We start from the raw sequence: 21,110 nt of genomic DNA on the forward strand, positions 1-21,110 counted from the left end.
ACGAAAAAGGAGACGAGGAACATGCAGAGGAAGATATCGCTCATGCAGTGCGCGGCCGCCCTGCTGGCATGCGCGGCCGGCGCGGCCAGCGCGGGAGACCTGAAGGTGGTGGTCCGCAACGTCCAGGGCAGCGAGGGCACGGTGCGCGTGGGACTGTTCAACAATGCCGGCGAGTTTCCGAAAGGCCCGCTGTTCCGGGGCCAGGAGCAGGCCGCCGCGCCGGGCGAGGTCGTCGTGATGTTCAAGGACCTGCCGGCCGGCGATTATGCGATCATCGCGTACCAGGACAGGAACGGCAACGGCGACCTCGACAAGAACGTCATCGGGATCCCGGTCGAGCCGCTGGGTTTTTCCCGCGGCGCGTGGATCACGAGCGGCCCGCCGGCCTTTGGCGAGGCGAAGTTTTCCTTCGACGGCGCCAGCCAGACCCAGGCCGTCGGGCTGCGCTAGGCGCGGCGGGGCGGGCCGCGCGGGGCGGCGCCGCATTGTTTCATGTTGGATCGGATCAGCAGCAGAGGAAGTTCATGACGGCAGAAATCAGCGGCCAGTGGGATTGCGTCTCGCAGACGCCCAACGGCGAGCAGCACTCGGTGCTCACCATCGTCGGCACCGGCGCCGGCACCTTCGGCGGCACCAACGCGAGCGAGAAGGCCTCGGTCGAGGTCACCGACGGCGAACTGGACGGCGACCGCGTGAGCTTCAGGATGAAGCTCACCTCGCCGCTGCCGCTGTCGCTCAAGGTGGAGGCCGTGCTGGCCGGCGACACGCTCGAAGGCACCATCGCCGCCGGCATGTTCGGGCGCTTCCCGATGCGGGCCACGCGCAGGGCCTGAGCGCGCCCGCCGTGCCCGCCGCGCGCCGGCGCGGTCAGCGGCCCTGCACCACCTCCGCGTCCTGGTAGCGGTAGCTCAGGTAGCGGTACTTGCCGAAGTTGTAGTGCGCGCGGTACCAGCGGCCCTGCACGTTCAGGCCGTTGAACAGCACGCCCCTGACCTCGCCGCCGCCCTGCCGGATCGCCTTGCCGGCCGCCTCGAGCTCGTCCATCGTGGTGGCGTCCGCGCGCGCGACCATGAACACGGCGTCGGCCTTGGTGGCCAGGATGCCGGTGTCGGACGCGGCCAGCACCGGCGGCGTGTCGATCAGCACCACGTCGTAGCTCGACTTCAGCGCGGCGAGCAGCGAGTCCATCATCGGGCTGAGCAGCAGGTCGGCGGAATGCGTGGGCAGCGTGCCGGTGGGAATGAAGTCGAGCCCGGGCACCACCTGCCGGCGCACCGTGTCCTCCACTGGCGCGCCGTGCAGCAGCTCGGTCAGGCCGGGGCCGCGCGCGGTGTCGAAGCGGTGGTTGAGGTTGCCGCGGCGCAGGTCCGCGTCGATCAGCACCACGCGCTTGCCGCCGGCCGCCAGCACCGCGGCGAAGTTGGCGCAGATGAAGGACTTGCCCACGCCCGGCGAGGGGCCCGTGACCAGCACCACCGGATGGCGCGTGCCCAGCAGCGAGAACTGCAAGGCGGTGCGGAAGCTGCGCAGGCTCTCCATCGCCGGGTCCTCCGGCATGCGGCAGGCCAGCAGCGCGTTGGGTCCGCCCTGCGCCGCCAGGCGCGACTGCTCGGGGCTGAACGGGATCGTGGAGTAGACCGTGAAGCCGGTCTGGTTCTCGATGTCGTCGGCCTCGGACACGGCGCCGTCGAGCAGGTGGCGCAGGAACACCACGATCAGCGCGCCGGCCGTGCCGAGCAGCGCGGCGAACATCACCAGCAGCTTGCGGTCGGGCCGCACCGGCTGCAGCGGCACCTCGGCCGGGTCGACCAGGCGCGCGGTGCCGACCTTGCTGGCCTTGGTCAGGCGCAGTTGCTGCGCGTCGTTGAGCAGGGTCTGGTACATCTCGGTGCTGACCTTGACGTCGCGCATCAGCCGCACCACGTTCTGCTCCACCTCGGGCAGCTTCTGGATGCGCGTGGTCACGGCGGCCAGCGCGGTGTTCAGGCTGCCGATCTGCTCGTCGATGATGCCGATGCTCGGATGGTTGCCGGTGAAGCGCGTCACCAGTTCCTGGCGCTTCTGGCGCAGCTCCTGCAGGCGGGTCTGGAGCTGCACCGACTGCGCCAGGATCAGCCGCGACTCCTCGGTCAGGTCGATGGTGCCGCGCTGGTTGCGCAGCGCGTTGTAGCGCGTCTCGGCGGTCTCCACCTGCTGCTTGACCTGCGGCAGCTGCTGCTCGAGGAAGGCCAGCGATTTCTCCGCCTCCTCCGCCCGGCGGCGCACGTTCTGGTCCACGTACTCGGTGCCGATCTCGTTGAGCGTGGCGGCGATCAGGTCGGGGTCGGGGCCTTCGAGGGTGATGCCGATCACGCCGCTGGACTTGCCGCGCTCGGAGATCTGCAGGGTCTGCTGCAGCATTGCGATCGCGTTGGCGCGCGGCACCCGCGTCACCGTGAATTCGGCGCCGGGCCGCGCGTCGAGCTCGGCCACCACGATCTCGACGTTGCCGCGCGCGGTCGGCGCCAGCAGCGGCTGGCCCACGGTGCCGGTGGCGCCCTTGTCGTCGCCGTCGACGGCCAGGCGGTAGCGCTGGCCGTCGAGCGCGGTGATCCGCATGCGCTTGCCTTCCAGGCGCGCCGGCACGTCGAGCCGCGTCACCGCGATGTGCTCGTCGCCCCAGACGAAGCCGCCCCAGCCGAGCAGCCCGGGCTCGGACAGCCCCGGGTTGTAGCGCGCCAGCGGCTGGCCGATGAGCGGGAAGTAGCGCGGCCGCGCGTCGATGAACAGGCGCAGGTTGTCCACCGCCTTGCCCACCACCATGCGCGAATGCAGCAGCTCGATTTCCGCCGACGCGGCCGGCTTGACCTCGAACACGGGCGCGATGCTGGCGGCGAGCTTGCCGCCGGCGTTGCTGTTGCCGGTGTCCTCCACCTGCACCACGATGTCGGCGCGGTAGACCGACCTGGTGAAGAACGCATAGGTCGCGCCCAGCAGGAAGATCGTGCCGGCCACCGCCACGAAGGTCCAGCGGTAGCGCACCAGGATGTCGAGATAGCCGGTCAGGTCGATCCCTTTCTCCCGGGCCGGGTGCGGCGAGCCCGGCAGTATGTCGTGCGGATTGATCGTGTTCATGCTACCTCCCCGTGGTATGGATCCCGTGCCATGGCGCGAATCCGCTCCGACCATGTGTCGACGCCCTGTCCGACGAGCCCGAGCACGATCCGGAACATGTTCTGCGAACAGCCGTAGGGGTCGGGTACGTCAGCGTGCATGAACTCGCAAAGCCGGTAGATCTTGCCGCGTGCCTGCGGAAACTGGCGCTCCAGCGCCTCTCTTTGTTCTGTGTCCATCACCAGCACCAGGTCGGCGCCGCTGACCATGCCGCCGTCCAGCGCGCGCGCGCGGTGGCCGGACAGGTCCAGCCCCTGCCCGGCGAGCAGCCGCACGGCATGCGGGTCGGCCGCGGCGCCCTCCAGCGGCGCCAGCCCGGCCGAGGCGATCGCGCATCCGGGCAGCGCGTCGCGCAGCAGGTACTGCGCCATCGGGCTGCGGCAGGTGTTGCCGATGCACACGACCAGGATCGAGCGGATCATGGCATCTACTTGATGGCCGTGGCCGAGCCGATGACCGGGCCTGTCGACGGAATCAGCAGGTTCATCACGCGGCTCCAGCGCACCAGCTCGCGCGCGTCCACGTAGACCACGTCCTTGGCCTCCAGCTCGAAGCCTTCGGCGATGGCCAGCGCCACCGGCGAGGTGCCGTCGAGGTGGTAGACCTTGGGCTTGCTGTCGGTGTCCTTGCGGATCACGAAGATCTGCTCGGCGTTGGCCGAGCCGGGGTTGACGCCGCCGGCGTCGCCGAGCGCCTCGTTGAGGGTCATGCGGCCGTTGCGCATGAGCAGCGTGGTGGGGCGCACGACTTCGCCGGTGACGAAGATCTTGCTGTCCTCGCGCTGCTCCACGCGCACGATGTCGCCGTTCCTGAGCAGGATGCGCGACGGGTCCACGCCGCGCGCCAGCAGCGCCGGGATGTTGATGCGCCAGCTGCGCTCGCCGCGCGTCAGGCGGATGCGGCTGTTGTCGCCGGTCAGGTTGACCACGCCGCCGGCGCGGTTGAGCGCCTCGATCAGCGTCATCGGCGCGTCGTCGATGGGCAGCATGCCGGGCGTGCGCACTTCGCCGTCGACGTAGACGCGCTGGCTGCGGAAGGCCAGCACGCGCACCGTCATCTGCGGGTCGCGCACCACGCGCGAGAGCACGCGCGCGATCTGGTCGCGCACCTCGTTGGCGGTCTTGCCGGCGACCTTCATCACGCCGGCGTAGGGAAACTGGATGTCGCCCTGCGCGCTGACCACGTAGCCGGGCACGTTGGCGCCGCCGCCCACCGCCGGGATCTCGTAGGCCGCGCCGATGCTGTAGGTCTGGTTGGGGAACACCAGTTCGGGGTGGTCCCACACCACCACCGAGACGATGTCGCCGGGGCCGATGCGGTAGGGCTCGGGCGTGGCGAACAGTTCGTCGATCTTGTCGAGCTCGCGCTGGGCCACGTTGCGCTGGTTGCGCACCAGGTCGAGCGTGATCGGCGTGATGTCCGGCGTCGCGTCGGGGCCGACCGCGGTCACTGGCGCCTTGGCGTCGAAGTGCATGCCCGGCGAACTCGCGCACGCGCCCGCCAGCAGCGCCGCGCACAGCATGGCGAACGCGGCCAGCGGGCGCCCCGCGCGGCGCCGGCCATGCGCCTGTCCGCTCCGTGGTTCATCCCGCTGTTCGTCCGTGCCCCGCGCTTCCTGGTCGATGGTCTCGTTCACGGCAGCCTCCCCGCTCTGACGGGCCCGGCGCAACGACTGCGACAGTCCCCCGTGTTGTCATCCTAGGACGCCCGGCACCTCCCATCGGTGCGCTGTCCCACATTGGCGGGGGCTCGCGGAACCGGCGCAAAGCGGCGCCGGGCAAGGCGCGGCGGGCCGCGCGGGGGGACGCCGGCGGGCGGCTGGCGATGATCGATTGGCGGCTCGCGACGACAGAATGGCGAGGCCCAGAAGCACGGCGGGAAGCGCCGCCGGACAGACCCGGCCGCGCTTCCCGCGCGGGCGGCGCGGCGCGGGCGCTAGCGCATCGCCGAGGCGCCGGCGCCATACTCGGCGGCGGCGCGCACCGTGGCGCGCGGCGCGGCGTCGTCGCCGCTGACCCACTCCAGCGAGGCGCCGCGCTGGAGCGCCGCGTAGACCGCCTCGCCCTTGTTGCGCACCTTGAGCCGCTGGTACAGCGTGCAGGCGTGGCTCTTCACCGTGGCCACCGAGATATTGAGCATGCGGCTGACGGTCTTGATCGGGTGGCCGCGCGCGAGCAGCACCAGCACCTCGTACTGGCGCGGCGTGATCTGCAGCATCTCGGCCTCGTCGTAGGCGGTCTCGCCGTGGCTGCCGGCGTCGCCCGCCGGCGCGCCCTGGCGCGCCACGGCGGCCAGCGAGTCGCGCGAGCACGGCGTGGCCTGGATGCGCCCGCCCGCCGGGCCGCAGGCGGCGCCCTCGGCCAGCGGCGCCAGCACCGGCACGCGCCCGCCCGGCGGATAGCCGCCGACCGGCACGCCGGCCTGGCGGCCGCCGACGCCGCGCACGTGCTGGCCGCCCACCATCGCCAGCCGGATGCCAGCCTCGAGCACGGCCAGCGAAGCGGACTTGGGCAGGCAGCCGCAGATGCCCTGCGCCATCGCCAGCGCCGGGATCTGCAAGGGCAGGACGTCGGCGAGCAGCAGCAGGCGCTCGGCGCTGAGCACGGTGCGCACCTTGTTGAGAAGCTGCCAGCCGGTATCGGTGTCGGCCGGCATGCCGAACACGAGGAGGTCGCAGTGATTGCCGTCGAGCAGGGCGACGTCGGCCGGGTCGACGGTGATGACGTGGTCCACGCCGTGGATGCGTTCGAGCATCTGCAACAGGCCCAGACGCAACAGAGGATGACCCTCGATGAGCAGCGCGTTCATGTTCTTATTCCCCCGTTTGATTGCGGCAGGAAACAGGTTGAACGCAGCGGAATATGGACCTGCACGACCCAAGCTGCTGGCTTGCGTCGCCCCGATTTATCCCCGTACTACCGTCAGGCCGGTCCCGCTCGTCTTTATTTGTCGGAACCTGACTGCATGCCGGAAGGCTGACCCCCTGAACCCACCCCAAATGCCATTCGTCTTAAAACGAATTAAGGTCATCTTATGGTCTGCTTTGCGTTAAATCAAGTTGCTTTGCCGGCGCCCGGAAGGGGGTGGAGGCATTTCCTTTCATCATCCGGAAAGCCTTGGTGGAAGCCGGATGGCGGGGTACCCGAAAGGGTGAGGCATATTCAAAAAGATTAAGTTTCAGCGGTGAAACAGTAATTCCGCGATTATGTTTCACCGCTGCAACGGATAGACCGCCGGAACGGGATTTTCAAAGCGCGCGGCGCGGCCGCGGCGGTGGCCTGACACAGATCTGAAACTTGTCCCCGGGGTGGAGCGTGGCGCATCCGCGCCCCCGCGGCGGGCTCCGCGCCCGTGCCGCCGCGCGACGCACGGATGAGAGTCATATCAGCCATCAGGATGAGGGGGATGGCCGCGCTTCCCCGGCGTCGGCGTGCTCGCGGACCGCCGTGCCGGCGCGGCCCGCGCATGCGGCGGCGCCGCTACCCGCGCTCCCCGCACTCCCCGCGCCGCGTCGCGGCATGCCGCACCGCAGCGTGTGTGCCAACGAACAGAACCCGCCCCACCGCCCCGGCATCCTCGATGCAACGCAGGCCGCTGGCCCCGCCGCCGGCGGCGGGACACGGCGGCGCATCCGTTCGCGGCGGCTTTTTCCTTTCCCGAGGTTCCCATGACAGCAGACACGGTGCAGGACCGCATCAACCGGCACGCCTGGCGCAGCTGGGGCGCGCGGCGGTGGTTCGGCACCGCCAGCGACTGGACCGATCCCGGCGAGGCCGCCGCCATCGCCTGGGTGGCCGACCAGGTGCGCGGCCAGCCGATCCTCGACGTGGGCGTGGGCGGCGGACGCACGGTGCCGCCGCTGCGCGCGCTCAGCAGCGACTACACCGCGGTCGACTACATGCCCGAGATGGTCGCGATCTGCCGGCGCAACCACCCGGGCGTGCGCGTCGAGCAGATGGACGCGCGCGACATGGCGGCGCTGCCCGACGGCCATTTCGCGCTGGTGATGTTCAGCTTCAACGGCATCGACGCGGTGGACCACGCGGGCCGCGAGGCCATCCTGCGCGAGTTCGCGCGCGTGCTGCGCCCGGGCGGGCTGGTGCTGTTCTCCACGCACAATCTGCGCGGGCCCAGCTACCGCGAGAATCTCTCCAAGTTCCTGCGCCTGCCGCGCCTGTCGGCCAACCCGGTCGCGGTGGGCGTCGACGCCGCGCGGGTGCTGTGCAACCTGCCGCTGGCCACCTTCAACTACCTGCGCCACTCGCGCCTGAACCGCGAGTTCGACGGCTACGCGATCCGCGTGTGCGCCGCGCACAAGTTCGGCATCGTGATCTTCTACACCGAGCTCGAGGCGCAGCGCCGCGCGCTGGCGCGGCTCGGCCTGCACACCGAAGTGGTGTTCGGCAACGTGGACGCGGCGCCGCTGCGCGACGGCCAGGATCTCGGCGAGGTCTACTGGTTCCACTTCATCGCGCGCAAGGCGGCCGGCGCCGTGCGGCAACCGGCGGGCAATGAGCGGGCGGTGAACGAGCAATGAGCCGGCCATGAAGCTCCTGCACGTCATCTCGTCGATCGATCCCGGCGGCGGCGGCCCCATCGAGGGCGTGCGCCAGTTGCGCGCGCCGCTGCGCGAGCGCGGCGTGCAGGTGCAGGTGTGCTGCGGCGACGCGCCCGATGCCGCCTGCGTGCGCGACAGCGAGCTCGACGTGATCGCGCTGGGGCCGTCCACGCTCAAGTACGGCTTCAACCGCCGCATGGTGGCGTGGCTGCGCGCGCACGCCCGCGACTACGACGCGGTGGTGGTCGAGGGGCTGTGGCAGTTCCACGCGCTCGCCGTGTGCCTGGCGCTGCGCGGCCAGCCGGTGCCGTACTTCGTCTTCGCGCACGGCATGCTGGACCCGTGGTTCCGCCAGCACTATCCGCTCAAGCACCTGAAGAAAAGCCTCTACTGGCTGCTTGGCGACTACTGGGTGCTGCGCGGCGCGCGCGCCGTGCTGTTTACCTCCGGCGAGGAGCGGCTGCGCGCCAGCGGCGCGTTCTGGCCCTACCGCTGCCATGAAGTGGTGGCCACCTACGGCACCGCGCGGCCGCCGCAGGATGCCGCGCGGCTGCGCGCGGCGTTCTTCGCCGCCTTTCCCGCCGCGCGCGGCAGGCGCAACGTGCTGTTCCTCGGCCGCATCCACGAGAAGAAGGGCTGCGACCTGCTGGTCGAGGCGTTCGCCGGCGTGGCCGCGCAGCACCCGGCGCTGCACCTGGTGATGGCCGGCCCGCAGGACGCGGCCCTGCGCGCCGCGCTGGAGCGGCGCATCGCCGCGCGCGGGCTGGCGGCGCGCGTGACGTGGACCGGCATGCTCGCCGGCGACCTCAAGTGGGGCGCGTTCCACGCCGCCGAAGTCTTCTGCCTGCCCTCGCACCAGGAGAACTTCGGCGTGGCGGTGGCCGAGGCGCTCGGCTGCGGCGTGCCGGTGCTGATCTCCGACAAGGTCAACATCTGGCGCGAGATCGTCGGGGAGGGCGCGGGCCTGGCCGGCCCCGACACCGAAGCAGGCACCCGCGCCTGCCTGCAGCAGTGGCTGCGCATGGACGCGGCCGCGCAGGCCGGCATGCGCGCGGCCGCGTCGCGGGCCTTCTGCGGGCATTTCCAGGCCGAGCGCGCGGTGCAGCGCCTGCTCGAGATCATCGGCAGCGAGGCCGCCGGCATTCCCGCGGCGGCCTCCGCGGTGGCGGGCTGACGCCATGCAGCCCGGCACCCACTTCCGCTTCGCGCCCGGCCGCCTGGCAAGCCTCTTCCACGTGGTGTGGGGCCAGGTGCTGCTGGCCTTCGTCGCCATCGCCGGGGTCCGCGTCTACACCGAGCTGCTGGCTACTACGGAGTTCGGTTACGTCATGCTGGCCCTCGGCGGCTACACGCTGCTGGACGGCCTGGTCGTCATGGCGTTCAGCCAGACCCTGGCGCTGTACTGCAGCCGCCAGAAGGAGGCCGAGGCGCGCCGCAGCCTCGCCGCCGGCCTGTACCTGGCATGCCTGCGGTGGTGGCTGATGCTGTCGCCGGTGGTGGTCGCGGGCGTCGCGGCCTTCTGCCTGCTCACCGGCCGGGGCGGCATTTCCGCCATCCTGCTGAGCCTGTCCACCTGCCTGTACCTGGCCGCCGAAACCGCCAAGGCGGCCATGACCACCCTGCTGAACGTCGACAGCGAGCATGCGCGGTTTTCCGCGTGGATCGTGGCGGAGGCCTGCGTCTGTTTCGCCGCCGTGACCGGCGCGCTGTGGTTCGGGCCGCGCGACGCAGCCACGTTCATCCACGCCTACGTCATCGCCAAGATCGCCACCACGGTTTTCTTCCACCATCGCTTCCACGGCGGCAGGTTCTTCCTTTCGGTCGACCGGAGCGTGCTGTCGGCGTGCCGCGCCGAGGCCTTGCGCTACGGCCTGCCGTTCAGCGTGATGGCCGTCATCGGCTGGCTCGGCAGCTACGTCGACCGCTACATCCTGAACTTCGCCGCGGCGCCCGGCACGGTCGGCGTCTATGCGGCGGCGGCCGGCACCATCGGCCGCCCGTTCGCCATCAGCGGCGCGATCCTGTCCAACTATTTCCGGCCGATCCTGTTTCGCCTTACCTCGCAGGACAACGCCGCGCAGGCGCAGGCGGTATTCCGCGCGTGGTGCGCGGCCGCCGCCTTCACCGGCGTCATGGGCATGCTCGGCGTCCATTACCTGGGCCCCCATCTGCTGCCGTTCCTGCTGGCCAGGCCGTACCGCGAAGGGGCGGTCACGATCATGCTGATCCTGTCGCTGGGGTTCTCCGCGACCATCGTCTGCCATGCGCTCGACAACATGATCTTCGCCGGCGGGACGAGCCGTTCGCTGGTGATGCCGCAGGTCGGCTCGGTGGTGGTCGGGGTAGTGGCGGTCGTGATCCTCGCGGGCCTGCATGGCGCGGTCGGCGCGGCGATCGGCAAGGTGGTGGGCGACGTGGCCAAGGTGCTGCTCACGGCGCTGCTGCTGGCGGCGCGCCGGCGCCAGGCCGGCAAGGCCGAAGCCTGCGGAGTGGCGCCATGAAGATCGCCATCGCGACCACCACGGGATTCCATCTCGTCCACCTGGCGCGCGAGCTGATCGCGCGCGGCAACGACGTGACCTACTACTCGTCCCATCCCCTCTACCGCATCGTCAGGGATGGCGTTCCGCGGCGCCATGCCCGCGCCCAGTTCGCGGCGCTCCAGCCCTTCGCCACCGGCGCGCTGCAGCGCGTGCTGCCCGCGCTCCAGGGGCGCTGCGTGGAGTCGATGCTGGAGCGGATGGACGAGCAGGTCGCGCGCCGGCTGGAGCCCTGCGACGTGTTCATCGGCCTGTCGGCGATGATGGACAAGTCGGGCGAGGCCGCGCGGCGCATGTACGGCGCGCGGGTGGTCGCCGACCGCGGCGCCATGCACGTGCTGACCCAGCGCGCGCTGACCGCGCACAACGGCGTGTCGACGCTGTCCGAGCGCTACGTGCGGCGCGAGCTGCGCAGCTACGAGGTGGCCGACTATGTCGCGCTGCCCTCGAGGAACTGCGTGCGCAGCTTCGTCGAGCACGGCGTGCCCGAGCGCAAGCTGTTCCTCAACCTGTACGGCGTCGACCTGGCGCGCTTCATGCCGACGCCGCGGCCCGCCGGCGACTTCACCGCGATCTTCGTCGGCAACTGGTCGCGCACCAAGGCCGTGGACATCATCTGCGCCGCCGCGCGGCGGCTGCCCGACGTGACCTTCCTGCACGCCGGCACCGCCGGCGACTGCCACATGCCGCAGATGAAGAACCTGCGCTCGCTCGGACACGTTCCCAACGGCATGCTGCGCGAGACCTACGCGAAGGCGCACGCCTTGCTGCTGCCGTCGCGGCAGGACGGGTTCGGCATGGTCATGCTCGAGGCGCTGGCCTCGGGGCTGAGCGTGATCGCGAGCGAGAAGACCGGCGCGCCGGACATACGCCAGAGAATATCGAACAAGCACGCCGTGGAGATCGTCGAGGCGGAGTCGGTCGAGAGCCTGGTCGGCGCGATCACGCGCACGCGGCAGCGGGTCTGCGCGCAGCCGGCGCATGAACCGCGCCACCTGATGAGCGACGCGGACATCGCCTACTTCGGCTGGCAGGCCTACGCGCGGCGCTATGCGGCATTCATCGCCGCGATCGGCGGCGCCGGGGAGGGGGCGTGATGCCGCCGGTCGCCATCATCGCCGTGTACTTCGGCCGGCTTCCCTCGTATTTCGATCTGTGGCTGACCTCCTGCCGCTTCAATCCGGGGTTCGACTGGCTGGTGTTTACGGACTGCGACTGGCGCGCGTTCGACATCCCCGCCAACGTGCACATGCACGCGCTCACGCTGGACGAGTTCAGGCGGGTGGCGGCCGACGCCCTGGGCATACCGGTGCGGTTCGGCTCGCCGTACAAGGTGTGCGATTTCCGGCCGGCCTACTGGATGCTGCTGCCGCTCGCGGGCCGGCCATACGCGTACTGGGGGCATTGCGACCTGGACATGATCTTCGGGCGGCTCGACCGCTTCATCTGCGCCGACATCCTCGACGGCGCCGAGAAGATCTTCTCGGTCGGCCACCTGACGCTCTACCGGAACTGTCCCGAGGCGAACTTCATGTTCCGGCGCCATCACCCCGAGCTGAACTGGGTCGAGATTCTCTCGGACGAGCGCCACCGCGGCTTCGACGAGCACATCGGCGTCAACCGGATCTGGCGCTATCACGGCGGCCGGACCTACGTGGACGAAACCATCATCGCCGACCTCGATCCCCACGTCAGGCGGCTCGAGTTCGTCAACGCGCTGCGCAACCGGCGGCAGCAGCTTTTCTATTTCGACCAGGGCAAGGTCCTGTGCGGCGTCTACTCGGGAGGGCGGTGGAGCACCAGCGAATACATGTACGTGCATTTCCAGAAGCGCGCGATGGCCAGGCGCAGCTGCGACCCCTACGCAAGCCGCTTCGCCATCGCGAGCGACGGCTTCGGCGGGCTCGCGGCGGTGCCGCCGGGCAAGGACCTGATCCGCGAGTACAACCCGGCGCGTCTCGCGGATCTTTCGAAGGAGCTGCCGCACCGGGTCAGGCGGCTGATCAGGAGCGTCAGGGGCAAGATCGCCTGAGGACGGGCGCGCCGTGCCGAGGGCGGCAGGGAACCGCCAGCGGGCATCCGCCGCGCCCGGCGATATGAATCGACATCACAATGACAGGTGTCCCATGAGAATGGATGCGAAATTCATCAGTGTCGTCATGCCGGTGCACAACGGCGCCCGCTATCTCGCCGAGGCGGTCGACAGCGTGCTCGGGCAGTCGTATGCCAACTTCGAGCTGATCGTCGTCGACGACGGCAGCAACGACGAGACCAGCCAGATCCTGGCGGGCTACCGCGATCCGCGGCTCGTCGTCGCCAGGCGGGAGCGGCTGGGCCTGGTCGGCGCCCTGAACGAGGGGCTGCGGCTGACCCGCGGCGCCTACATCGCGCGCATGGATGCCGACGACATCTGCGAGAACACGCGCCTGGAGGTCCAGGCCGGGTTTCTCGACAGCCACCCGGACATCCACCTGATCTGCACCGACATCACCACCATCGACATGAACGGCCGCGTCATCGGCAAGGAAACCGAGCGCGGCCTGACCAGCCGGGCGCTGGCCAACGCCCTGCTGTTCCGGGGCAAGATCAAGCCGATCATCCATCCGTCGGTGATGATGCGGCGCGAGGTGTATCTGCGCGTGGGCGGCTACCGCAATTTCGTCGGCGCCGAGGACTCGGACTACTGGCTGCGCTGCGTCGACGATTTCGAGTTCGCGCGCCTGCCGGAGCCGCTGCTGCGCTATCGCATCAACGTCGACGGCATCTCGTTCAAGCGGACCAGCCAGCAGGTGCTCAGCGCGATGCTCTGCGCCGTCACGCACAGGGTGAGCTCGACGACCGGGGTGGACATCTACGAGACGCGGTCCGACCTGTGGTCGCTGGCCGAGACCCTGCTGTCCGCGGAGGATCTCCTGCCGCCGACGATCAGGTCGATCGACCACTTCCGCGACTTCAAGTGGGCCCTGCGGCGCGGCTCGCCGGCGGCGGCCTACCGCGCCTTGCTGCGCGGCATGCTGGACAGCGGCCTGCTGCTGATTCCCTACGTGCACATGAAGCGCCTGACCGGCGCGGTGGACGCTGTCACCGGCATCATCGAAGCCAAGGTGCTGAAGGCCTGACCATGCTTCGTCAACGCTGACGCGGAGGTAACGATGGACATCGCCATTGGCTCGCTGTATTTCGCGGTCTGTATCACCCTGCTGGTCCGCATGCTCTCCCGGGGCTCGCTGCTGTCGATCCATCTCGGCCTGCTGGCGCTGTTCTCGATCGGCTACATGATCGTGCCGCTGCTGATGAAGACGGAGTCGCTGCTCGCGCCGTTCGACCCCGAGACCATCGCGGTGGCGCTGTCCATCCACTTCCTCTACTTCCTGGCCCTCCTGCTGGGGTTCGCCTGCGTGGCCGCGGCGCGCAACATCCGCACCTTCTCGGCGCCGCGCCTCGATACGCTGATCGACACCCACCGCGGGCTGCTCTTTTGCGCATGCTTCGTCATCTATGTGATCTATTTCTTCACCAACGACCTGACCAGCTATTCGTCGGACGATTTCGAGCGGTTCTTCCACGAGCGCAGCCCCTACTCCGCGCTGATCGCGGCGGTGGCGGGCTATGCCCAGGCGCTGATGGCCGTGACCTTCGCGCTGAGCGCGCAGCGCTCGTCCCGCCTGGCGCGGCTCGCGATGGGGGCCGGCTTCGCCGTCATACTCGTCCTGCTGCTGTCCGCGGGGCAGCGGCTGGCCGTGCTGGCGCCCTGCATCATGCTGTTCGTGGCATTCGCCAACTTCGGCCAGAAGCGCAAGGCCTTCAAGATCCTGGCCGGCTCGGTGGCGATCCTGCTGCTGCTCAGCCCGTTCGCGGTCTATCTGCGCGAAGCCAGCACGCTGGCCACCGGCAAGGCCAAGATCCTGGAGGCCGCCTCGGGCTTCAGCTACGGCGACAGCACCGCGGGCACGGCGCTCAAGTCGATCGCGGAGCGGGCCGACCTGCTGGTCAATACCATCCACCTGAAGACATACATCGACCATCACGACTACGTCGGCCCCGAGTACTACTATTCGGTGCTGATCAGTCCCGTTCCCCGCCTGCTGCTCGGGGAAAAGCCCTATCCGGTCAGCTCCGACGGCACCATAGACGGCGAGATATCCAATCTGGCGTGGCGCATCATCGTCGGCTGGTCCACCGGCAGCCTGACCGCGTTCGGCGCGATCACGGCGTACCGGCAGGGCGGCTGGCTGGTGCTGATCATCGACGGCCTGCTGGCCGGCGCGCTGGGCGCCTACCTGTGCCGGAAGCTGGCGGGAGGCGGCGGCGTCGGCGGGATGTTCTACGTCATCATCCTGCCGATCATCGCCGTCAAGCGGGTGCCCGCCAGCCTGATGGAGGCGCTCGCGGACATCCTGCCGATGCTGCCGGTATTCCTCCTGCTCGTGGTGCTGGACCGGGTGCTTCAGGGGCGGGCCCGGCGGCGCGCCCGCCGGTACGGGTACAAGGCGGCGCCCGGCTTCGGCGCGCGGCCCGGCCCGGCCGCGGCCATCCCGGTCGCGCCGGCCAGCGCCGCGGCGCGCGAACCGACCCTGCCGGCGGGGCAGTGAGCCCCGGCGGGCCGGCATCGCGCGCGGCGCGGTGCGATGTCGTGAGTCGGCGTGAGTCGGCGTGGGCCGGCGTGAGTTGGCGTGAGCCGATGCTATTCCTGGCTCACGCGCGCGGCCGCGGAAGTCTGCGCGGGCTGCGGCCGCGCCAGCGCGAACAGCGCCTTCTCCAGTTCGCCGAGCACCATGTCGCGGTCCAGGTGCTGCTCGGCCCAGCGGCGCCCGGCCGCGCCCAGGTGCGCGCGCAGCGCGGGCTGCGCCGCCAGCGTGCCGATCGCGCCGGCCAGAGCCGGCGCGTCGCCGGGCGGCACCAGCACGCCGCACTGCGCCAGCGCGCGGCCAAGCTCGGTGGCCGGCTGCGCCGTGGCGACGACGGGCCGCGCGCTGGCCAGCATGCCGGTCAGCTTGGACGGCATCACGAGGTCGGCGGCGCCAGCGCGCTGCGGCAGCAGGTGGATGTCGGCGGCGCACAGCAGCGCGGCGAACATGGCGGCCGGCTGCAGCGGCAGGAAGCGCACGCGCGGCAGCCCGGCGCAGTCCGCCTCCAGCGCGGCGCGTCCGGCGCCGTCGCCGCAGAAGACGAAGTGCAGCGTGTCGTGGTCCTTCAGCAGGCGCGCGGCCGCGGCCATGACGTCGAGCCCCTGCTTGGCGCCCATGTTGCCGGCGTAGAGCGCGAGCACGGCGCCGGGCGGCAGTTCGAGCATGCGCCGCGCCAGCGTGGCGTCGGCGCCGCCGGCGGCGCCGATCTCGCGCAGGTTGACCCAGTTGGGCAGCAGCGCGGCGCGCTGCGCCGCGGCGCCCTTGCCGCGCGCCAGCGCGACCATCGCCTGCGAGATCGACGAGACCCGGTCGAAGCGCGCCATCAGGCGCTGCTCCACGCGCCGCGCCAGGCGCTGCAGCCAGGGCCGGCGCAGCAGCCCCAGCGCGAAGGCGGCGTCGACCTCGTAGTCCTGCACGTGCAGCCAGGTCTTGCAGCCGCTCCAGCGCGCGAACAGCAGCGCGGCCGGCGCGCACATCAGCGGCGGCTCCACCACAAACAGCACGTCGGGGCGCCAGCGCAGCTGCAGCATCAGGCTGGGCAGGCTGGACACGGCGAAGCTGGCCAGGTGCAGCAGGCGCGCGAGGCCGGTGGGCCGGGCCGGCACCCACAGCGGCGCGCGGAACACCTCCACCCAGCGGCGGCGCTCGCGCCGGTACCGCCAGGCGCGGTAGCCCTCGGCCACGCGCCACGCCGGGTAGTACGGCGGCGCCGTGACCACGCGCACCTCATGGCCGCGCGCGGCCAGCCATTCGGCCTGCTCGCAGGTGTACTTGCCGATGCCGGTCAGCTCGGGCGCGTAGTTGAGGCAGTACATCAGTATCTTCATGGCGCGGCGTCCCCGGCATGGTGATGTGGCAGCGCGCGTCAGCCGGCCGTGTCCATGATCCGCACGCAGCCCGCGGCGATGGCGCGGCCCGCCGCGCCGGGCGAGTGGGCCAGCGCGGCGGCCTGGCAGCGCGCGGCGCTGGCGGCGTCGCCGAAGTGCGCGGGCACCTGCGCCAGGCGCCGGGCCAGCGCGGCGGCGTCGCCGGGCTTGAAGTACAGGCCGGTGACGCCGTCGCGCACCAGCTCGCCGGCGTCGTCGTTGTTGACGCTCACCACCACCGGGCAACCGTAGCTCAGCGCCTCGCGCACCAGCGGGTGCCAGCGCTGGTCCGCCTCGGGCAGCACCAGGCAGCTCGCCTTGCGGTACTCGACCGCGACGTCGGCCGGCGCCATCGCGCCGAGAAAGCGCACCGAGGCGCCCAGCCCGAGCGCGTTGGCGGCCGCGCGCAGGGCGCCGTAGCCGGCGCCCCTGCCGACCAGCGACAGCGTGGCCGCGGGCCACTGCGCGCGCGCCGCGGCGAACGCGCGCAGCAGCAGCGTCATGGCGGCGCTGTGCACCAGCGCGCCCACGTACAGGTAGTGCGGCGCGTGCGGCGGCGGCGCCAGCTCGGCGCGCGCGCGCAGCTCGGCGGCGGCGTCGAAGCCCTCGGGCAGCACCGCCGGCGGGCGGCAGGCGAAGATCCGGCGCGGCGGCACGTCGGCGGCGATGGCGCGCGCGCAGCCGCGGTCGGTGCCGACGAACACGCCGTGGCAGCGGCGCAGCAGCACCGCGTCGGCGAACGCGCCCAGGCGCCCGGGCATGCTGGCGAAGGCCGCGCCGTGGAAGAACGCCGCGCGCCGCCGCTGCATCGCCATGCTGGCCAGCAGCATGGTCCAGTTCTCGATGCGGGTCTGCCCGGCCAGGATCACCAGCGCGCCGGGGCTCAGCGCGATGGCGCGCACCTGCTGCAGGCAGCGCCGCCACAGCCCCGCGCCCGCCGCGCCGGCGGGAAACACGATCTGGCCCGGCCACAGGCCGCCGGCGCCCGGCGCCGCGGCGGGGGTCGCGCTTGCCGGGGCGACGCGCGCGGGCGCCGGCTTGTCGGGGTTGCGGAACAGCGGCTTCATGTCAGGCCTCCACACGTTGTGCGGGCGCGGTGCCGTGCGGCAGCCTCCCGCTCTGCAATGCATCCAGGTACGCCAGCCGCAGGCCGTCGCGCAGCGCCACCGCCGGCTGCCAGCCGGTGGCGGCGAGCGCCGTGCAGTCCAGCCGCTTGCGCGGCGTGCCGTCGGGCTTGCGGTGGTCGAAGACGATGCCGCCGCGAAAGCTCACGGTCTGCGCCACCAGCGTGGCCAGCTCGCGGATGCTGACCTCCTCGCTGCTGCCGACGTTGAGGAAGCCGGCCGGCGCGGTGCGGCGGTACACCTCGCGCGGCAGCGCCATCACGTGCAGGCAGGCCGCGGCGAGATCGTCGGCATAGAGGAATTCGCGCAGCGGCGCGCCGCTGCCCCACACCGGCACGTGCTCGGCGTGCGCCATGCCGGCTTCGTGGAAGCGCCGCAGCAGGCCCGGGATGACGTGGCTGTTGTCGGGGTGGTAGTTGTCGCCGGGGCCGTACAGGTTGGTCGGCATCACGCAGCGGTAGTCGGTGCCGTACTGGCGGTTGTAGCTCTCGCACAGCGCGATGCCGGCGATCTTGGCCAGCGCGTAGGGCGCGTTGGTGGGCTCCAGCGGCCCGGTCAGCAGCGCGGCCTCGCCGATCGGCTGCGGCGCGAACTTCGGGTAGATGCAGCTCGAGCCGAGGAACAGCAGGCGTGTCACGCCCGCGCGCCAGGCCTCGTGGATGACGTTGGCCGCGATCATCAGGTTCTGCTGGATGAACTCGGCCGGATAGGTGTGGTTGGCGTGGATGCCGCCCACGCGCGCGGCCGCCAGGTAGACCTCGTCGAGCGCCTCGGCGGCGAAGAACGCGCGCACCTGCTGCTGGTCGGTCAGGTCGAGCTCGGCATGCGCGCGCGTGACGGCCTCGGCCTCGGCGCGCGCCTGCAGCGCGCGCACGATGGCCGAGCCGGCCATGCCGCGGTGGCCCGCGACGAAGACGCGCGGCGGCCGCGCGGCGCGCTCACTCATGATGGTCGTAGGCCCGGAAGCCGGCCAGCTTGACGAAGGCGTCGCGGCGCGCGGCGGCGAAGTCGGCCTGCACCATCTCGCGCACCAGCTCGGCGAAGCGCGTGCGCGGCGCCCAGCCGAGCCGCTCGCGCGCCTTGCCGGCGTCGCCCAGCAGGGTCTGCACTTCGGTCGGGCGGAAATAGCGCGGGTCCACGCGCACGATCACGTCGCCGACCTTGCAGCGCGCCGCCACCGGCGCCGCGTGGCGGTCGATGGCGGCCACCACGCCGGTCTCCGCCTCGCCCTCGCCCTCGAAGCGCACCGCGATGCCCAGCTCGGCCGCCGCGCACTGCACGAACTCGCGCACGCTGTGCTGCTCGCCGCTGGCGATCACGTAGTCCTCGGGCTGGTCCTGCTGCAGCATCAGCCACTGCATTTCCACGTAGTCGCGCGCGTGGCCCCAGTCGCGCAGCGCCGACAGGTTGCCCAGGTACAGCGTGTCCTGCAGCCCCAGCGCGATGCGCGCCACCGCGCGCGTGATCTTGCGCGTGACGAAGGTCTCGCCGCGCTCGGGGCTTTCGTGGTTGAACAGGATGCCGTTGCAGGCATACATGCCGTAGGCCTCGCGGTAGTTCACCGTGATCCAGTAGGCGTAGAGCTTGGCCGCGGCGTAGGGGCTGCGCGGATAGAACGGCGTGGTCTCGCGCTGCGGGGTCTCCTGCACCAGCCCGTACAGCTCCGAGGTGGAGGCCTGGTAGAAGCGCGCGTGCTTTTCCATGCCGAGGATGCGCACCGCCTCGAGCAGGCGCAGCGTGCCCAGCGCATCGGTGTTGGCGGTGTACTCCGGCTCCTCGAACGACACCTGCACGTGGCTTTGCGCGGCCAGGTTGTAGATCTCGTCGGGCTGCGACTGCTGCACCACGCGCACCAGGCTGGCGGTGTCGGTCATGTCGCCGTGGTGCAGGATCAGGCTGCGCCCGGGCGCCTGCGGGTCCTGGTACAGGTGGTCGATGCGCTCGGTGTTGAACAGCGAACTGCGGCGCTTGACGCCGTGCACCTCGTAGCCCTTGGCGAGCAGCAGTTCGCACAGGTAGGCGCCATCCTGGCCGGTGATGCCGGTGATCAGCGCGCGCCGCGCGCGCGGCGGCGTGCCGGTGCCGGGCTCGGGCAGCGTTTCGCGCGCCGCGAGTCGGCCGAGGGGATCGAGTTCATGTGCGCCCATAGATGTCTGCCATGCGGATGATGTCGTCTTCGCCGAGGTAGGAGCCGGACTGGATCTCGATCAGTTCGAGCGGGATGCGGCCGGGGTTTTCGAGGCTGTGGGTCTCGCCGATCGGGATGTAGGTGGACTGGTCCTCGGTCAGCAGGTATTCGACGTCGCCGCGCCGTACGCGCGCGGTGCCCGACACCACCACCCAGTGCTCGGCGCGGTGGTGGTGCATCTGCAGCGAGAGCTTGGCGCCGGGTTTGACCGAGATGCGCTTGACCTGGTAGCGCGCGCCGTGGTCCACCGCGTCGTACGAGCCCCACGGCCGGTACACCTGCCGGTGCCGGGTGGCCTCGGGGCGGCCCTGGCCGCGCACCAGCTCCACCAGCTGCTTGACGTCCTGGCAGTGGTTCTTGTGCACCACCAGCACCACGTCGGGCGTCTCCACCACCATCACGTCGTCCAGGCCGGCCACCGCCACCAGCCGGTGCGAGGCATGCACCAGGCAGCCCTGCGCGCGGTGCGTGACCACGTCGCCGATCGCCACGTTGCCGTCGGCGGTCTTGTCCGCGGCCTGCCACACCGCGTCCCACGAACCGACGTCGCTCCAGTCGGACGCCAGCGGCGCCATCTGCGCGTTGCGCAGGTGCTCCATCACGGCGTAGTCGATCGAGTCCGCGCGGCAGGCGGCGAACGATTCGGCGTCGAGCCGGAAGAAGTCGAGGTCGCGCTGGCCGCGCACCATCGCCTCCTGCGCGGCCAGCAGGATGTCCGGCGCGAACTGCTCGAGCGCGGCGAGATAGGTCGAGGCGCGGAACAGGAAGATGCCGCTGTTCCAGAAGCAGTTGCCTTCCTGCAGGTAGGCCGTGGCGACGTCCAGCGAAGGCTTCTCGACGAAGCGCGTGACCGCCATCAGCGCGGCGGCATTGCTGGGCACGGCCTTGATGTAGCCGTAGCCGGTGGCGGGAAAGGTGGGCGCCACGCCGAGCGTGACCACCACGCCGGTGGCGGCCACCGCGCCGGCCTCGCACACGGTGCGCGCGAACGCGGCGCGGTCGTGGATCAGGTGGTCCGAGGGCAGCACCAGCAGCACCGGGTCGGCGCCGCCCGTGCGCGCGTGCAGCGCGGCCACGGCCGCGGCCGGCGCGGTATTGCGCGGGTGCGGCTCGAGCATGATGGCGCCCAGCTCGCAGCCGGCCTCGCGCGCCTGCTCGGCCACCACGAAACGGTGCGCCTCGTTGCTGACCAGGATGGGACACTGCGCGCCGGGAATCTCGCGCACGCGCAGCAGCGTGTCCTGCAGCAGCGAGTCGCGCCCGAGCAGGCGCAGGAACTGCTTGGGATGGCCGTCGCGCGACAGCGGCCACAGGCGCGAGCCGGCGCCGCCACACAGGATGACAGGCACGATCCGGTTGTCGTCAGGCATGGCACGCTCCTTCACGCAACACGAAGTCCGGCGCGCGCGGCGGGCCGGGTGGCGGGTAGTGAGCAGACTGTATGCCGCGCCCCGGACGGGGACTGTTGGCTAGCACACACAGGGGCGGGGGCCCCGAAAGCAACGTCCCCGCCGGGGCGGGGACGTTCGTTGCGAAGGTACTGCGACGGATA

18 protein-coding genes are annotated in these 21,110 nt (G+C 71.1%); 9 read left to right on the forward strand and 9 right to left on the reverse strand.

The genetic code is table 11. The features are described from left to right. The first annotated feature begins 21 nt into the window (after window positions 1-21). Window positions 22-450, forward strand: a complete 429-nt coding sequence (locus KF708C_RS12490) for a DUF2141 domain-containing protein (protein WP_155888084.1) — start codon at window positions 22-24, stop codon at window positions 448-450. 74 nt (window positions 451-524) lie between these two features. Further along, on the forward strand, window positions 525-833 hold the full coding sequence (locus KF708C_RS12495; RefSeq protein ID WP_059412010.1) for a hypothetical protein: 309 nt from the start codon (window positions 525-527) through the stop codon (window positions 831-833). Window positions 834-867: 34 nt separating this feature from the next. Here KF708C_RS12495 and KF708C_RS12500 read toward each other — a convergent pair whose 3' ends face one another. From KF708C_RS12500 to KF708C_RS12515, 4 genes are all read right to left on the reverse strand, one after another. Then, complete coding sequence (locus tag KF708C_RS12500) at window positions 868-3,114, reverse strand: polysaccharide biosynthesis tyrosine autokinase (protein WP_059412011.1); 2,247 nt, start codon at window positions 3,112-3,114, stop codon at window positions 868-870. Then, on the reverse strand, window positions 3,111-3,575 hold the full coding sequence (locus KF708C_RS12505) for an arsenate reductase/protein-tyrosine-phosphatase family protein (RefSeq protein ID WP_059412012.1): 465 nt from the start codon (window positions 3,573-3,575) through the stop codon (window positions 3,111-3,113). Before KF708C_RS12505 ends, KF708C_RS12500 begins: the two co-directional genes overlap by 4 nt. A 5-nt stretch (window positions 3,576-3,580) precedes the next feature. Beyond that, window positions 3,581-4,675: a polysaccharide biosynthesis/export family protein gene (locus tag KF708C_RS12510; RefSeq protein ID WP_029043679.1), complete on the reverse strand. Its 1,095-nt coding sequence runs from the start codon at window positions 4,673-4,675 to the stop codon at window positions 3,581-3,583. 413 nt (window positions 4,676-5,088) lie between these two features. Further along, window positions 5,089-5,961, reverse strand: a complete 873-nt coding sequence (locus tag KF708C_RS12515; RefSeq protein WP_020203300.1) for a helix-turn-helix transcriptional regulator — start codon at window positions 5,959-5,961, stop codon at window positions 5,089-5,091. Between the two features lie 859 nt (window positions 5,962-6,820). Between KF708C_RS12515 and KF708C_RS12520 the strand changes: the two genes are divergently transcribed. The 7 genes from KF708C_RS12520 to KF708C_RS12550 all read left to right on the forward strand — a co-directional run bounded on the left by KF708C_RS12520 (window position 6,821) and on the right by KF708C_RS12550 (window position 14,843). After that, window positions 6,821-7,690: a class I SAM-dependent methyltransferase gene (locus KF708C_RS12520; RefSeq protein ID WP_059412013.1), complete on the forward strand. Its 870-nt coding sequence runs from the start codon at window positions 6,821-6,823 to the stop codon at window positions 7,688-7,690. 7 nt (window positions 7,691-7,697) lie between these two features. After that, window positions 7,698-8,885 (forward strand): glycosyltransferase, encoded by a 1,188-nt coding sequence (locus KF708C_RS12525; RefSeq protein ID WP_059412014.1) that lies wholly within the window; start codon window positions 7,698-7,700, stop codon window positions 8,883-8,885. Between the two features lie 4 nt (window positions 8,886-8,889). Continuing rightward, window positions 8,890-10,212: a lipopolysaccharide biosynthesis protein gene (locus KF708C_RS35620; RefSeq protein ID WP_059412015.1), complete on the forward strand. Its 1,323-nt coding sequence runs from the start codon at window positions 8,890-8,892 to the stop codon at window positions 10,210-10,212. Beyond that, entirely contained in the window at window positions 10,209-11,348 is a 1,140-nt protein-coding gene (locus KF708C_RS35625) for a glycosyltransferase family 4 protein (RefSeq protein ID WP_059412016.1), read from the forward strand. Before KF708C_RS35620 ends, KF708C_RS35625 begins: the two co-directional genes overlap by 4 nt. Then, window positions 11,348-12,283: a DUF6625 family protein gene (locus tag KF708C_RS12540; RefSeq protein WP_059412017.1), complete on the forward strand. Its 936-nt coding sequence runs from the start codon at window positions 11,348-11,350 to the stop codon at window positions 12,281-12,283. The genes KF708C_RS35625 and KF708C_RS12540 overlap by 1 nt, the downstream gene beginning before the upstream one ends. Window positions 12,284-12,383: 100 nt before the next feature. After that, a complete protein-coding gene (locus KF708C_RS12545) occupies window positions 12,384-13,370 on the forward strand; it encodes a glycosyltransferase family 2 protein (protein WP_020203306.1) in 987 nt (328 codons plus the stop codon). Window positions 13,371-13,403: 33 nt separating this feature from the next. After that, window positions 13,404-14,843: an O-antigen polysaccharide polymerase Wzy gene (locus tag KF708C_RS12550; protein WP_059412018.1), complete on the forward strand. Its 1,440-nt coding sequence runs from the start codon at window positions 13,404-13,406 to the stop codon at window positions 14,841-14,843. Window positions 14,844-14,935: 92 nt separating this feature from the next. Here the strand turns inward: KF708C_RS12550 and KF708C_RS12555 are convergent, their stop codons facing one another. Genes KF708C_RS12555 through KF708C_RS12575 form a run of 5 tightly spaced genes read right to left on the reverse strand, consistent with a single transcriptional unit; the run spans window position 14,936 to window position 20,928 of the window. Continuing rightward, complete coding sequence (locus tag KF708C_RS12555) at window positions 14,936-16,207, reverse strand: glycosyltransferase WbuB (protein WP_059412019.1); 1,272 nt, start codon at window positions 16,205-16,207, stop codon at window positions 14,936-14,938. Between the two features lie 38 nt (window positions 16,208-16,245). Then, window positions 16,246-17,313, reverse strand: a complete 1,068-nt coding sequence (locus KF708C_RS12560; RefSeq protein WP_020203308.1) for a glycosyltransferase — start codon at window positions 17,311-17,313, stop codon at window positions 16,246-16,248. A 1-nt stretch (window position 17,314) separates the two neighbouring features. Next, entirely contained in the window at window positions 17,315-18,316 is a 1,002-nt protein-coding gene (locus KF708C_RS12565) for a GDP-L-fucose synthase family protein (RefSeq protein ID WP_059412020.1), read from the reverse strand. Next, window positions 18,309-19,517, reverse strand: a complete 1,209-nt coding sequence (gene gmd, locus KF708C_RS12570) for a GDP-mannose 4,6-dehydratase (protein ID WP_059412021.1) — start codon at window positions 19,515-19,517, stop codon at window positions 18,309-18,311. The genes KF708C_RS12565 and gmd overlap by 8 nt, the downstream gene beginning before the upstream one ends. Next, window positions 19,504-20,928, reverse strand: a complete 1,425-nt coding sequence (locus tag KF708C_RS12575) for a mannose-1-phosphate guanylyltransferase/mannose-6-phosphate isomerase (RefSeq protein WP_059412022.1) — start codon at window positions 20,926-20,928, stop codon at window positions 19,504-19,506. The genes gmd and KF708C_RS12575 overlap by 14 nt, the downstream gene beginning before the upstream one ends. Window positions 20,929-21,110: the final 182 nt, after the last annotated feature.

Origin of the sequence: Cupriavidus basilensis (assembly GCF_000876015.1) — a bacterium.
Taxonomy (GTDB): Bacteria; Pseudomonadota; Gammaproteobacteria; order Burkholderiales; family Burkholderiaceae; genus Cupriavidus; species Cupriavidus basilensis_B.